At 71.3% G+C, this 12,639-nt stretch carries 15 protein-coding genes and 1 pseudogene; 7 read left to right on the top strand and 9 right to left on the bottom strand.

The window, feature by feature from the left end; translation table 11 throughout:
- The first annotated feature begins 277 nt into the window (after window positions 1-277).
- Complete coding sequence (locus OG819_RS12225) at window positions 278-1,666, top strand: hypothetical protein (protein ID WP_266634527.1); 1,389 nt, start codon at window positions 278-280, stop codon at window positions 1,664-1,666.
- Window positions 1,667-1,774: 108 nt separating this feature from the next.
- On the opposite strand, the gene OG819_RS12230 is transcribed toward OG819_RS12225, so the two are convergent.
- A complete protein-coding gene (locus OG819_RS12230; RefSeq protein WP_266652675.1) occupies window positions 1,775-2,026 on the bottom strand; it encodes an aldo/keto reductase in 252 nt (83 codons plus the stop codon).
- On the opposite strand from OG819_RS12230, the gene OG819_RS12235 reads away from it, so the two are divergent.
- Window positions 1,907-2,164, top strand: coding sequence for a hypothetical protein (locus OG819_RS12235; protein ID WP_266649378.1), 258 nt, complete (start codon window positions 1,907-1,909; stop codon window positions 2,162-2,164). The two genes, OG819_RS12230 and OG819_RS12235, sit on opposite strands and share 120 nt — an antisense overlap.
- 17 nt (window positions 2,165-2,181) lie before the next feature.
- On the opposite strand, the gene OG819_RS12240 is transcribed toward OG819_RS12235, so the two are convergent.
- From OG819_RS12240 to OG819_RS12250, 3 genes are all read right to left on the bottom strand, one after another.
- On the bottom strand, window positions 2,182-2,937 hold the full coding sequence (locus tag OG819_RS12240) for an SDR family oxidoreductase (RefSeq protein WP_266626749.1): 756 nt from the start codon (window positions 2,935-2,937) through the stop codon (window positions 2,182-2,184).
- A 48-nt stretch (window positions 2,938-2,985) separates the two neighbouring features.
- Entirely contained in the window at window positions 2,986-3,459 is a 474-nt protein-coding gene (locus OG819_RS12245; protein WP_266626747.1) for a VOC family protein, read from the bottom strand.
- A 168-nt stretch (window positions 3,460-3,627) separates the two neighbouring features.
- Window positions 3,628-4,224, bottom strand: a complete 597-nt coding sequence (locus OG819_RS12250; protein WP_266649379.1) for a TetR/AcrR family transcriptional regulator — start codon at window positions 4,222-4,224, stop codon at window positions 3,628-3,630.
- Between the two features lie 222 nt (window positions 4,225-4,446).
- Here OG819_RS12250 and OG819_RS12255 point away from each other — a divergent pair, with 222 nt between their 5' ends.
- The 3 genes from OG819_RS12255 (at window position 4,447) to OG819_RS12265 (ending at window position 6,205) form a co-directional block, all read left to right on the top strand.
- Window positions 4,447-5,040 carry an ATP-binding protein gene (locus tag OG819_RS12255; RefSeq protein ID WP_266626743.1) on the top strand — a complete coding sequence of 198 codons (594 nt, stop codon included), beginning with the start codon at window positions 4,447-4,449 and terminating at the stop codon, window positions 5,038-5,040.
- A gap of 89 nt (window positions 5,041-5,129) precedes the next feature.
- On the top strand, window positions 5,130-5,684 hold the full coding sequence (locus tag OG819_RS12260; RefSeq protein WP_266649380.1) for a hypothetical protein: 555 nt from the start codon (window positions 5,130-5,132) through the stop codon (window positions 5,682-5,684).
- A 53-nt stretch (window positions 5,685-5,737) separates the two neighbouring features.
- On the top strand, window positions 5,738-6,205 hold the full coding sequence (locus tag OG819_RS12265; protein WP_266649382.1) for a DUF5990 family protein: 468 nt from the start codon (window positions 5,738-5,740) through the stop codon (window positions 6,203-6,205).
- Window positions 6,206-6,255: 50 nt separating this feature from the next.
- On the opposite strand, the gene OG819_RS12270 is transcribed toward OG819_RS12265, so the two are convergent.
- From OG819_RS12270 to OG819_RS12290, 5 genes and pseudogenes are all read right to left on the bottom strand, one after another.
- Window positions 6,256-6,477: a hypothetical protein gene (locus OG819_RS12270; RefSeq protein WP_266649383.1), complete on the bottom strand. Its 222-nt coding sequence runs from the start codon at window positions 6,475-6,477 to the stop codon at window positions 6,256-6,258.
- A gap of 234 nt (window positions 6,478-6,711) precedes the next feature.
- Window positions 6,712-7,593: pseudogene (locus OG819_RS12275) on the bottom strand (cation-transporting P-type ATPase); the annotation flags it as partial.
- Window positions 7,586-7,948 carry a metalloregulator ArsR/SmtB family transcription factor gene (locus tag OG819_RS12280; RefSeq protein ID WP_266626727.1) on the bottom strand — a complete coding sequence of 121 codons (363 nt, stop codon included), beginning with the start codon at window positions 7,946-7,948 and terminating at the stop codon, window positions 7,586-7,588. The pseudogene OG819_RS12275 and the gene OG819_RS12280, both read right to left, overlap by 8 nt.
- A gap of 155 nt (window positions 7,949-8,103) precedes the next feature.
- Entirely contained in the window at window positions 8,104-8,649 is a 546-nt protein-coding gene (locus tag OG819_RS12285) for a hypothetical protein (protein WP_266626725.1), read from the bottom strand.
- Window positions 8,650-8,803: 154 nt separating this feature from the next.
- Complete coding sequence (locus OG819_RS12290) at window positions 8,804-10,543, bottom strand: LCP family protein (RefSeq protein WP_266626723.1); 1,740 nt, start codon at window positions 10,541-10,543, stop codon at window positions 8,804-8,806.
- A 281-nt stretch (window positions 10,544-10,824) separates the two neighbouring features.
- Here OG819_RS12290 and OG819_RS12295 point away from each other — a divergent pair, with 281 nt between their 5' ends.
- Window positions 10,825-11,898 (top strand): permease, encoded by a 1,074-nt coding sequence (locus OG819_RS12295; protein ID WP_266626721.1) that lies wholly within the window; start codon window positions 10,825-10,827, stop codon window positions 11,896-11,898.
- Window positions 11,895-12,632 carry a TIGR03943 family protein gene (locus OG819_RS12300; RefSeq protein ID WP_266626719.1) on the top strand — a complete coding sequence of 246 codons (738 nt, stop codon included), beginning with the start codon at window positions 11,895-11,897 and terminating at the stop codon, window positions 12,630-12,632. The genes OG819_RS12295 and OG819_RS12300 overlap by 4 nt, the downstream gene beginning before the upstream one ends.
- Window positions 12,633-12,639: the final 7 nt, after the last annotated feature.

The following is a 12,639-nucleotide window of genomic DNA, read 5'->3' on the forward strand; positions in this document are numbered from 1 at the left end:
GCCGAAGCGCCCAGGGGCATGGACCCAGCCTGGATCGCGGATATCAGGAAGTTGTCAGAGTGCGGATCCCGGCGACAGCGGACTGGGCCTGTCCGACAGCAGCGGACGGGGCCTGTCCGGCGTGCCCGCTCGGCAAGGCTCGCGCTGTTCCCTCAACTGCCCCTTAAATTCTCATGCGTTCGGCCTGCGCCACCCCATACGATCCCCCCGCCGCCCGTACGCCAGTGCGTATCCAGGCGCCGTGTGCGGGCATCCAAACGGGAGGGATCACTTGACCATGTCCTTCGGCGCGCGCTCGCGCGTCGTCCTCGCTTCTCTGGGAACCCTCGGCCTGTCACTGGCCGCCGCCGTGTCGCCCGCGAGCGCGGCCGACGCAACGCCCACCACACCCACCCAGCTCTTCAACGGCTACCGGAACTGCTCGACCGACGCGGACCGACCCACCTACCTCTGGGCACGCAACGGCCTTGACGTCGAGGGCATCCCCGGGACCACCGACACCACCGGCAACTCCCCGGTCAGCGTGCGGTATCAGGTGTGGCCGGTCACCGACCCGACGCAGACCACGACGGTCACCCGTACCTACGCCACCCCCGGGTTCGAGGCCGTCGCGAACCTGCCCGCCGACGCGCTCACCGACGGGCAGAGCTACGCGTGGCGGGCGCAGACGGTGGCCGGGACCGCGGCCTCGGACTGGTCCGCTCCCTGCTACGTCACGATCGACAACACCCGTCCGGCGAGCACGCCCACCATCTCCTCGCCGAACTACCCGCCGGACGTGTGGAACCAGGGCGGCGAGCCGGTCACGTTCACGCTGAACGCCAACGGCGCCGACGATGTCACCGGGTTCGAGTACTCCTGGCAGCAGGACCTCCCGGTCATCGGCACCAACATCGGCGACCACGGCATTCCGCAGCCCGAAGACCCCTACTCGGACCCCAGATACTTCACGCGCGCCGACGCCCCCGGCGGTTCGGCCACGCTCAGTCTGGTCCCGCCGAGCGGCGCAGGTCTGATGACCCTGTGGGTCCGAAGCCTGGACCGCGCCTTCAACGGGTCCGCGATCACCAGCTACTCGTTCCGCGTCGGCTCCACGGCGCCCACCGTCACCCCGGCCGTCGCGTCGCCCGAGTACGGCAAGCCGACCACGTTCACGCTCCGGCCCGACGCCGCGCTCCAGTCGAAGAGCCCGGTCGTCAGTTACTCCGTGCAGACCATCGGCGGTCAGGGCGGCGACAAGACCATCGACGTCGCGGCGGCGGCCGATGGCACGGCGAAGATCAAACTCGCGCTGGACGGCATCTACGGCGAGCATCTCCGGGTGACCAGCAAGAGCGCGAACGGCTGGGTCACCGACGCGGCATCGTGGGGCATCAGCTACGACACCACTCCCACCGTCGCTTCGGACATCTACCCCGAGAACGGTTCCGGCGGTGGTGTGGGCGTCCCGGGCACCTTCACGTTCACGCCGAAGGTGAAGGGCGTCGCGAGCTACACGTACTCCTTCGACGGGGACCCGGAGGTCACGGTCCCCGCGGGCGCCCACCACGCCGCGAGCGTCGACTGGACCCCGGCCTCGGACGGCTACCACTACCTCACGGTGTACGCCACGACCCGCTCCGGCATCCAACTGGCGGCATACGACTACTACTTCACGGTGGACTGAACCCTGGACCCGGCTGGGCGGACACGACCCCGAGGGCGCGACGTCACCGTGCCCTCGGGGTCGTCGCCGGTCGGAGTCGGCCGACCGCCCGCCGCCCGCGTGGGCCGGTCAGTACCGGGCGCCGACGGGGGCCGGGATGGCGTTGAGGTCGGCGAGGTCGGCCGCGGACAGCTGGACGTCCGCGGCGCCCGCGTTGTCGGCGAGGTACTTCGGGGTCTTGGTGCCGGGGATGGGGACGACGTGCGGGCCCTGGGCGACGAGCCAGGCGAGGGCGACCCGCGCGGGGGTGGCGCCGATCCGGTCGGCGACGTCGCGGCCCTGGGCATCGCGGTCGTGGTGAGCGTCGCCGTCGTCAAGCAGTGGACGCCGGTGCTCGACCTGCGGCTCGCGCTCGGGGCCCCGCTCGCCGGAGCCCTCGTCGGACTGCTCGCGGGCCTCTACCCCTCACTGCGCGCCGCCCGCATGGAACCGGTCGACGCGCTGCGCGCACCGTCGTAGCGGTACCCGACCCTGTGTCAGTGAGAGAGGAGTTGCTGGCCGCCGTCGATGTCGTACGTCGCGCCGGTCAGCGCGCCGTTGCACATGATGTGTACGGCGAGAGCGGCGACGTCGGCCGGGCCGACCACCCGTCGGATGGGAAGCGTGGTCCGCAGTTCCTCGCGCCGGGCGTCGACCTCGTCCCCCAGCAGCGAGGCCGACAGGGGGGTGTCGACGAATCCGGCGGCGATGAGATTCACCCGGACCGGCGCCATTTCGAGCGCGAGGTTGGCGACGAGGGCGGGCAGGGCCGCGGTGGCGGCCGAGGCGATGGCCAGGCCGACACCGGGGCGTCGGCCGCCGGTGCCGCCGATGAACAGCAGGGTGCCGCCGGCCCGGATCCTGTCACGGCTGTGGAGGGCGACCCCGAGGGTCATGCCGATGCGCTCGTCGAAGGCGCGGCGGGCGGCGGCGAGGTCCATGCTCTCCAACGGCATGTAGTAGGGGCGGCCGGCGGTGACCAGCACATGGTCGACCGGGCCGGGCAGATCCTGGAAGAACTCCTGGAGGCGGTCGGTGTCGGTGGCGTCGAACGCGGCCGCGCCCACGGGGTCCAGCTCCAGCGCGGCCTGCCGCAGCCGTTCGGGGTTGCGGCCGACCAGGACCACCGCGCCGCCCTCCGCACGTACCTGGCGGGCGGTCTCGAGTCCGATTCCCGCGCTGGCGCCGATGACCACGACCGTCCGGCCGGCGAGGTCATGGCCGTGGCCGTGGTCGGGTTCGCTGCCCGTCATCTCCGCCTCCGGGTATCAGCCCTGTTCTCCTGTCATGGGCACGTGCTGTCAGCGGCCGGGGGCCCGCTTCCTCACTTCCTGGAGCACCCAGCCGTTGCCGTCCGGGTCGCTGAAGGTGGCGTAGGAGCCGTAGTCGGCGCGGTCGGGGTGCGGGCCGGGCACCCGTTCCGCCTCGCCACCCTGGTAGGTGACCCCCTGGGCGCCGTGGCCGTGCTGGAAGATACCTCCGGCGTCGTGGAACACCTCGCTCATCTCGACGCCTCGGCCGCTGAGTTCCGCGTGGGCCTTCTCGATGTCCGGGACGATGAGGTACAGGCCTCGGACCGAGCCGGGCTCGGCGGAGGTGACCCCCTTGCCGAAGATGATGGCGCATTCGGAGCCGGGCGGCGTGAACTGCACCACGCGGTATTCGTCATTGGCGGCGTGGTCGGCGTCCATCCGAAATCCCGCCGCCTCGTAGAAACTCCTGGCCCGGTCGACGTCGGAGACGGGCAACACGATGACTTCGAGTTTCAGGTCCATGCGGATGTCTTTCTTCTCGACGTCGACGCATCGCCCACTCCGATGTGCGGAAGCAGTGATCCTGCGCGTGGTGGGTCTCCCGCAGGGGGCGGACATATGCCCTTCATTCACAACATACCGGCTCGTACGACCCCTCGCGCGGCGTCACGAACGGCACGGCGGCGTTCGCTATGCGATTCGCCAGCCGGGTTCGAGGCGGTCGAGGAGGGCATGGAAGGCCGCGTCGGCTTCGTCCCAGTCGCCGCCGGTCAGGGGTGCGACGAGCAGACCGAAGGCCGAGTCGACCAGAAGGACGGCCTCCGTGCGGGCTCGCGCCTCCGGCAGGCCCATGTCCCGGAAGACGGAGGTGAGCCGGTCCGTCCACTCGGTGAGCACGTCGCGCATGACGGGCCCGTACCGGTCGGGGTGAAACAGGCTCGCGGTCAGGATCTCGACGTAGAGGGGAAACGCGGCGCGCAGGTAGGGGTCGTCGAACTGCTGCCAGACGTCCTCCAAGAAGCCGCGGAGCCACTCCGGGCCCCTGGGACCGTCGACGGCGTCGAGCAGGCTCCGGGCACGCAGGAGCGGTCGTCGCTCGTCCAGGGCGAGTGCCTCGGCGACCATGCGTTCCTTGGTGCCGAAGTAGTACAGGAGCATGCGGTCGCTGGTGCCCAGGGCCCGGGCCAGCGGGCGGAGGGACAGGTCCGCCAGGCCGTTGCGGATCATGTACTCGCGGACCTGGTCCAGCAGGTCGCGCCGTTTGGCCGGGTCGGGCGGGCGCGGCATGGGGGCTCCCAAGTGCGGTCGGGGTTGCCGGTCGGGACCGGCATGTCCATTTTGTTTGCCTTAGCTCGGGTATTTACTGTAGCGCCCGCTACACGTATATTTGAAATGTAGCGAGTGCTACGTGAATGAATGCGGGACCTGGCACGCACGGCCCGGTCACCGGCGGACCTCCGCCGCCGCGGCAACCATGGCCGCCGACACTCCAGAAGGGACTGATTCTCCATGGCCTTCCAGGCCATCGGCCTCACCGTGACCTCCCGCGGGGGATTCGTTGCCCGGCTGTACCGCCGCCGACAGGCAGAGCCGGGGCACAAGGCCGCACCGAGCTCGTGGATCACCCGGCACCAGGCTCTCTGGTCGCGCGCGCTGGCCCCCGTACGGCCCCTTGACGCCCCGCGCGGCCGCGCCACCGACCGGGACGCGTCCTGGCCCCTGCCGCGCGACCTGACCTCGGCCCGCCGGGCCCGACGCCTGGTGACCGCACAGCTGGACGACTGGGGTCTGCGGGACCTGACCGACACGGCCGAGCTCCTGGTCAGCGAACTGGTCACCAACGCCCTGTGCCACACGCGCGGCCCGCTGCGGCTCAACCTGCAGGCGCGCGACTCCCGGCTGCGGTGCGAGGTCGAGGACACCGACCCCACCGGGCCCGTACGGCGCCTCGTCGACGCCGACGCGGAGGGCGGACGTGGCATCGACCTGCTCGATCTGCTCGCCGAGGCCTGGGGCAGCACCCGTACGGCGACCGGCAAGACCATGTGGTTCCAACTGCCGGCGAAGGCATCCTCGCCGGAGGCGTCACCCGCCTTTGACTGAGCCGGTGCGGGCACTGGGCACTGGTCTCCGGGACCGATGGGATTCGGCATGATCCGTTACGCTGACCGCCGCTGACCTCAAGGGGAGACATGTTCGGCAAGCGACTGATAGTGGCCGCGGCGACCGCGGTTCTCATAGCGGGGCTGGGCGCCTGCGGCGGTGAGGGCGGTGGGGGCGGTACAGGCGGCGAGGACCCGGGAGCCGTGACCGACGTCGGCCGAAGCGATACGGGCACCGTCCGGCAGGCCGCGCCGAGCCCTGACACCGTCTCCGGGCTCAGGGACTCGGTCCGCCGCCTCGCCAAGAAGACCACCAGGGCCACCCGCCCGCACCTGGTCAAGAAGTGCACGTCCGCCACCAGGCGGGTCAGGCACACGGAACGCACGGGCACGGGCACCCGCAGGACGACCCGCACCTGGTACACGACGGAGCGGTACCGGACCTGCAAGAAGGTCCGCAGCGGCACCGAGACGTACACACGAACCGTTCGGTCGCAACGGTGGTGCGTGAGTCTGGACAACGTCGACGGCGACACCGCCAAGGACGACGTCTGGTACCAGGTCACCCCGGCCACCTACGACGAAGCCCGCGGCGCGGACGAGCACACCCGCATGGAGTTCACCCCGACCGCCACCGGCTGCTGAACGGAGGTCGACTCCATCAACGACACCGACGGGAGGGCGGGATGATGGTCGGCATGCGCATCCGTATCGACGCCGTGGACCTGCCCGGCCGCACCTGTCCGGCCCCCGCCGACCGCGGCGTGCCGACGTACGGCAACATCCACGTCGCCGTACAACGCCGGGACCGTCCGGCCGAGCTCCTCGAACCGCAGCCCGGTGACGCCGCGTCCGCGACCTGGACCCTGGAGTGCACCGCGGTCACCTCGCCGGCCGGCACGGAGGTCAAAGGGCCTTACGTGCAGGACCGTCTGGGCCGCCGGTTCATCTACCTGTCGTGGGGCACGGTCGACGGGTCGGGCGTCTTCAGCATGTTCCGCCGCGCCAAGCTCATGCTCGACGTCATCCCCGCCGAGGTGCTGGCCGCCGCCGCGCACACGGGCCTTCTGGTCGGACGCCTCGGTCTGACCGACGCGTACGGCAACCCCCTGTGCGCGCGGGTCGAACCCCCGCACATCACGTGGACCGCCGAACCCGCCTCGTAGACGGCCGGGATGCGGGCCTCGGCCTCGTTCTCACCACACTCCGCCCTGTCCTACGGATAGACCACATCTGCCGGAGTCCGAGTGGTCCCGGGCGGAGTGGTCCCGGACGGCGCGTTCCCGGACGGCGTGGTGGCGAGCGAAGGAGTGGCGTGCGGAGGGGGGACGTGCGAAGGAGTGGCCTGCGGGGTGTTGGCCGCCCGCACGATGACGTAGAGGGCCAGGCCGAAAACCAGCAGAGTGAGCCACCGCCACCGCGTCCAGGATGCGGCCATGTCCCGCCTTCTCTCTTCCGCCCGTTCACCGGTGCGCCGAGGCGAATCGATGGAGGGAAGAGTAAGCCAGCGTCACCCTCCGTCGTGGTTGCGCTCGCCGCGCCGACCCCGATCACTGTGCGTGAACTCATGCTCGAACCCGTACCCGCGGCCGTCCTCGGCCTCGTCCTCGGCGCGACGGCGTTCGTAACGTGACCGCGTGACCACCAGTCCGGCCGCGTACAGGCCGAGGACGGCGGCGAGCAGCGGGAGCAGCGTGAACCGGACGAGGATCCAGGAGATGCCGTGCACGGACCGGTCGAAGGCGCTCGCCTCCCGCCGCCCCAGGTCCCGGTGGCTCGCCGCGAACCGTGTGTGCGCGCCGGTCGCCACGACCAGGGCGGTGCCGCTGCCGGAGGCGACGCCGCTGCCCTGGAAGCACAGTTGTGGCTGTTCGAACAGCTGACCCGCGCCGGCGCCCGGCGCGTCGACGGGGTACTTGGCGACCGGCGCCGACTCGCCGGTGAGCGCGGCCTGGTAGACGGTCAGCCCACTGGCCCGCAGCAGTCGTACGTCGGCGGGGACCAGGTCGCCCGGACCGAGCCGGATCACATCCCCCGGCACCAGCTGGTCGACCGGGAGGTCCCGGTCCGTGGGCACCGCGTCCGCATCGGTCCTGCGCAGCACGGTGGCGGTGCCGGCGACCAGTTCGCGCAGCGCCGTGATCGAACGGTCCGCCCGGTGCTCACCGGACGACCGCAGCACACAACTGACCACCACCAGTACGGTGATCACGCTCGCGGTGCCCCAGGAGGCCACGAGCGCCGAGACCAGGCCGAGGCAGAGCAGTACGGCGGTGAACGGATCCCGCAGACTGCGCAGGAACCGCCACGCCCAGGGCACGGGCCGCCGGGCGGGCAGGGTGTTCTCCCCGAACCGGGCGAGGCGTTCCTCGGCCTGCGTCTCCGTCAGCCCCCGCGGACCGCTGTCCAGCCGCCGGAGCAGCTGGAGCGCGGTCGGGTCGCCGAGTCCCCCGCCCGAAGCGGGTGGGACGGCCCGGGGTTTCCCCGCCGCCGGGGCGTCCGCGGAAGCGGGGCACTCGGTGCCCCCTCCCGCGGTCGTGGACGTCTCAGCCACCGATCCCGCGCAGCGTGCGTACCGGTGCCGATGCCTCCTCGGTCCGGGCGGCCAACTGTCCGACCATCACGCGCACCACGGTCACGACGTCGGCATCGTCGACGTAGTAGACCTGCCGGCGGCCCTCGCGGCGGGAGCGGACGAGGCCCGCGAGCTTCAGCTTCGACAGGTGCTGGCTGACGGCGGGCAGGGCCCCGCCCACGCGCTCCGCGAGGTGGGTCACGTCGCTCTCCCCCTGTGCGAGGGCCCACATGATGTGCAGTCGGGGCGAGGAGGCCAGCAGTCCGAACGCGGCGGCCGCGTCCGCCAGCACCTCGGCGGGCGGATCCTCGAAGCCACCGACGTCTGCCGTCACAGTCTTTCTCCCGTCCCGCCCCGGGCATCCGTGCCCACGTTCGCGCCGACCCAGTTTAGGCGTGGGTCACCAGGGCGCCGCCGTCGAATCTGCCGCTCCCGTCGTCGAACCCGCCGCTCCCGCCCTCGAACCGGCTGCTCCCGTCGTCCGGCCGGCTACTCGGGCAGGTGGCTTCGCAGGTAGGGCAGCAAACCCCGCTCCAGCAGGGCCTGCCGCCATCTCTCCCGGGCCCGGTCCACATCGGTTCCACCGGCAGACCCCCGGCCGTCGCACGTGCTCTCGCGTCGGCGCAGGGCCGTGCGCAACAGGGCCCACAGACCGATGCTCACGGTCACCGCCGCGGTGAGTGCGAGTACCCAGCCCGCCGTGATCACCGACGCGGCGAAACGGGGGGCCGCCTCGATGAGACGCAGTCCGTACCCCATCAGCAGGAGCACCGCCGACGCGGCGGCCGCCACCAGGGGGGTGAGCACGGCGAGAACGGGCCACAGTTCGCCCCCGGCTGCCTCACGGGCGTCCCGGGTCTCGAGGGCGGCGAGGTAGTCGCGGTACTCGTCGCCGACGGCGGCCGCGATCTCCTCCGTGGCTTCCAGCGCCAGGTCCCGCAGCCGTCTCGCGGCTCTTCCGGTGGGGTCGCGGAGCAGTGCGGAACGGATGTCGGTGACGTCGAGCGCGCACTGCAGCACTCGTTCGAACTCCACTCGATCCTCCTGCCGGAGGCCGGGCGCATAGGTCACACCGTCTCCTTAGAAGGCTCGAGCCAGTGACCGGTCGAGGGACCAGAACACGGGGTGGCCGGCGTGCCAGTGTGGTGATTCCCGGATTGCGCGGCCTCCAAAGGTTTTGAGCACCGGCTCAGGGTGCCGAGTCCTTGGTGCCGGTGGCCGCTCGGTAGGCCTGGCTGGGGGTCATGGCGACGCCGTTGAGTTCGACGGTCCTGTAGGGGCTGACCTTGGCGCAGGTTTTGGACTGGTCGGCGGTCTCGGCATGGGCGTCGGCGGTGGCGGCCTTGGTGTCGGCCGGGGCGGTGGCGGGGTAGGTGGTGCCGCTCGTCCAGTCGGTCCCGATGACCAGGGTCAGGCCGGTGCCGGCGGCGCCGCTCTGGTCGAGATGGGAGGAGGGCAGGCCCAGGGCCTTGGCGGCGGTCTGGGCCTCGGCCTTGTGCCCGCTGCCGTAGGTGAGGGTGGTCCTGGACGTGGTGCCGGCGGCGTTGCCCGTGGTCGTGCCGGAGCTGAAGCCCTTGTCGATCAGGGCGGTGGCGACGGCGGAGGCCCGGCCGGCGACGGTGGTGCCGTTCTCCACGGTCAGCGCGATCCGTGCGGCGGGGATCGCGGAGGCGGTGGCCGTGGGCGTGTCTTTGGCCGTCGCGGAGGCAGCGGCCGTCTTCTCGCCGGACGCGCCGGTCAGGGACCGGTCGTCCGCGATGGTGGCGAACAGGCTCTGGGCGGTGGCGGCGGGCACGAGCCGGTTGCTGTCGCCCGGGTCCGGCGCCGTCTGCATGGTGGTGAAGGTGATGCGCTTCGCCGGGACCTTGTCCACGTCGGCGGCGAGCCCGATCAGCTTCCTGACGCTGCCCAGGCCGGTGTCGACGGTGAGGGCCTTGGTGGCGGCGTCGGCCAGGTGGTACACGGCGGTGGGGTCGGTGAGGGTCCCGGCGCTCTTGAACTTGCGGATCATCGAACTGAGGAAGATGTGCTGGGAGTAGGTGCGCCCCAGGTCGCTGCCGTCGCCGAAGCCGTGCCGGGAGCGGACGAACTCCAGGGCGGCGACCCCCTTGAGGGTGTGCGTGCCCTCGGCGAGCTTCAGGTGCGAGTAGGTGTCGTAGACGTCCTTGTCGACGCAGGCGGACACCCCGCCCACCGCGTCGGACATCTTCACCACGCCGGAGAAGTCGAGCTTGACGAAGTGGTCGATGGGGATGCCGGTGAGCCGGTGGACGGTGGCCACCTGGCAGGCGGGCCCATACTCCAGGGCGCTGTTGACCATGCCGGTGTAGCCCTTGGTGGACATGCCGGTCTCGGAGTCCTTGCAGGCGGGGACGGTGGTCATGGTGTCGCGGGGGATGCTCATCACGGTGGCGTTGGAGCGGTCGGCGGATATGTGCATCACCATCTCCACGTCCGCGTTGGACCCGGACTGCACACCGGTCTTCGAACAGCCGCCGCCGAGCTTGCAGTCGCTCGCGTCGGTACGGCCGTCGCTGCCCATCACCAGCAGGTTGATCGGGGTCCTGCCGAAGGCGTCGGGCTTCTCCTTGCCGGCGCTGTCGCTGCCCGTGCCGTCGGTCAACGGGACGCTGTGGAGGTTGCCGTTCAGATGCTCGTAGAACCACCACCCCACGCCCGAGGTGGCCAACACCAGCACCGACAGCGTTATCGCGGCCGTCCGCAGTATCCGCCCGCCCCGGCGTGCGGGCCGGGCCCGGCGCCCGCCGGCACCGACCTTGGGCCGCGCACGGGACCCCGTCCGGGAGGGCGCGGAACGGGAGGCCCCGGAACCGGAGGTCACGGAACCGGAGGTGTGGCGCTGCCGGGGCACCCCGCGTGCGTGGATGCGTGTGGCGTTTCCGGCGGGGCCGTCCCCAGGGTCAGTCATGTTCGCACTCCCACGAAACGGTCGGGCCGTTCAGGCATATGTCAGGCGTTGCGGGGACGCCTCGCTTGCATGGTTGCGCAATATAACAACCCGGCCCGAGACCCGGCGCGGCTCCCGCCCACCACCCCTAGAGAGGGCTCCGGACGCACGGGCGTTCCGACGTCCTGAGTCGCCGTTCGCCGCAGTGGTCCCACTCATGACTGAGAAGTGGTGAAGTCGTGGTGAGCCGTGGGGCCGAGGCCCGCTATGTTCGGTGCGATCATCCGAGATTCGGAGCGGGCGTGCAGAAGACAGATGAACGGGCCGTGGGGGCGGACGTACCCTCCACGGAAGCGGAAACGGAGGCGGAGGCGGCTGTCGCGGTTCCCGCGGCGGAGACGAGTGCCACCGGCACCCGGCGCGACTGGCCCCGCCACTGGCCCCTTCTGCTCGGAGCGTGCGCCCTGTCCGGGCCGGTGCTCTACGTCCTCAGCCGGTGGATGGACCAGCCGGCCATGCAGGCCTGGCGGACCGTCTGCCTCGCCGTCACCGTGCAGGCGCTGCCGTTCCTGCTGCTCGGCACGGCGCTGTCCGGCGCGATCAACGCGTTCGTACCGGCGCGGGTGTTCACCCGGGTGCTGCCCCGGCGACCCGTGCTCGCCGTCCCGGTCGCCGGAGTCGCCGGAGTCGTCCTGCCCGGCTGCGAATGCGCGTCGGTTCCGGTGGCGAGCAGCCTGATCGGCCGGGGAGTCACCCCGGCCGCCGCGTTCGCGTTCCTGCTCTCGGCGCCCGCCATCAACCCGGTCGTGCTGACCGCCACCGCCATCGCCTTCCCCGGCCACCCCGAGATGGTGCTGGCCCGGCTCCTCGCCTCGCTCGCCACCGCCGCGGTGATGGGCTGGCTGTGGCTCTTCCTGGGCCGCGAGAAGTGGCTCAAGCCTGCCGTACGGCACACCGGGCACCAGCCCGAGCAGAGCCGTCTGCGGGAGTTCCGACGCGGTTTCCAGCACGACTTCCTGCACGCGGGCGGCTTCCTGGTCCTCGGGGCCATGGCGGCGGCCACGTTCAACGTGGCGGTCCCGCGCACCGTGCTCGACGCGTTCTCCGGCTCGCCCTGGCTGTCGGTGCTGTTCCTGGCGGCACTCGCCGTCCTGCTCGCGGTGTGCTCCGAGGCCGACGCGTTCGTCGCGGCCTCGCTCACCGGCTTCTCGCCCGTCGCCCGGCTGACGTTCATGGTCGTCGGACCGATGGTCGACCTGAAACTGATCGCCCTTCAGGCAGGCACCTTCGGCCGGGCCTTCGCGGTCCGTTTCTCCACGGCCACGACGGTCGTCGCGATCCTGTGCAGCGCGCTCATCGGAGGAGTCCTGCTGTGAGACGCCCCTTCCAGGTGACCCTGCTCGTCCTCAGCGGCCTCGGCCTGCTGCACGCCTCGCTCTTCACCGACCTGAGCCTCAGGTTCGTCAAGGAGGGGATGCGTCCGATGCTGGTCGCGTCGGGGGTGCTGCTGCTCGTGCTGGGCGTGGCGGAGGCGTGGTCGAACCAGCAGCCGGACAGCGGCGAAGCCGCCGACAGCCACGGTCACGGACACGGACACGACCACTCCACCGTGCCGCGCATCGCATGGCTGCTGTTCCTCCCCGCGTTGAGTCTGCTCTTCTACGCCCCGCCGGCCCTCGGCGCGTACACCGCCGCGCGCGAGGCGCCCAAGGCCGTCACCGAGCAGCGGTACTTCGAGCCGCTGCCCGCGACCTCGCCCGTCCCGCTGACGCTCACCCAGTTCACCAGCCGGGTGCAGCAGGACCACAAGCGGGACATCAGGGACCGCAGCATCCGGATGACCGGTTTCGTCACACCCGACAAGGGGGGCGACGGCTGGTACCTGACCCGGATCATCTTCACCTGCTGTGCGGCGGACGCCCAGTCCGTCAAGGTACGGATCCACGGGGCGGCGGCCCTGCCCGCCGACACCTGGGTGGCCGTCACGGGAACGTGGCATCCCGGCGGGACGCTGGGCACGAGCTCCGCCCCGGCCGCGCTCGACGCCCGTACCGTCAAGAAGGTCGCCAAGCCGGTGAACGCCTACACGGACGCCCTTCCGTTGTTCTAGGCCGGCC

The sequence above is a fragment of the Streptomyces sp. NBC_01549 genome, assembly GCF_026339955.1.
In the GTDB taxonomy this organism is placed as follows: domain Bacteria; phylum Actinomycetota; class Actinomycetes; order Streptomycetales; family Streptomycetaceae; genus Streptomyces.

Bases quoted from the DNA above. Each gene is read 5' to 3' on its own strand.
- OG819_RS12250 (WP_266649379.1), bottom strand. From the start codon at position 4,224: ATGCCGCGCCCGCCCGACCCGGCCAAACGGCGCGACCTGCTGGACCAG.
- OG819_RS12265 (WP_266649382.1), top strand. From the start codon at position 5,738: ATGCGCATCCGTATCGACGCCGTGGACCTGCCCGGCCGCACCTGTCCG.
- OG819_RS12260 (WP_266649380.1), top strand. From the start codon at position 5,130: ATGTTCGGCAAGCGACTGATAGTGGCCGCGGCGACCGCGGTTCTCATA.
- OG819_RS12290 (WP_266626723.1), bottom strand. From the start codon at position 10,543: ATGACTGACCCTGGGGACGGCCCCGCCGGAAACGCCACACGCATCCAC.
- OG819_RS12270 (WP_266649383.1), bottom strand. From the start codon at position 6,477: ATGGCCGCATCCTGGACGCGGTGGCGGTGGCTCACTCTGCTGGTTTTC.
- OG819_RS12245 (WP_266626747.1), bottom strand. From the start codon at position 3,459: ATGGACCTGAAACTCGAAGTCATCGTGTTGCCCGTCTCCGACGTCGAC.
- OG819_RS12240 (WP_266626749.1), bottom strand. From the start codon at position 2,937: ATGACGGGCAGCGAACCCGACCACGGCCACGGCCATGACCTCGCCGGC.
- OG819_RS12225 (WP_266634527.1), top strand. From the start codon at position 278: ATGTCCTTCGGCGCGCGCTCGCGCGTCGTCCTCGCTTCTCTGGGAACC.
- OG819_RS12255 (WP_266626743.1), top strand. From the start codon at position 4,447: ATGGCCTTCCAGGCCATCGGCCTCACCGTGACCTCCCGCGGGGGATTC.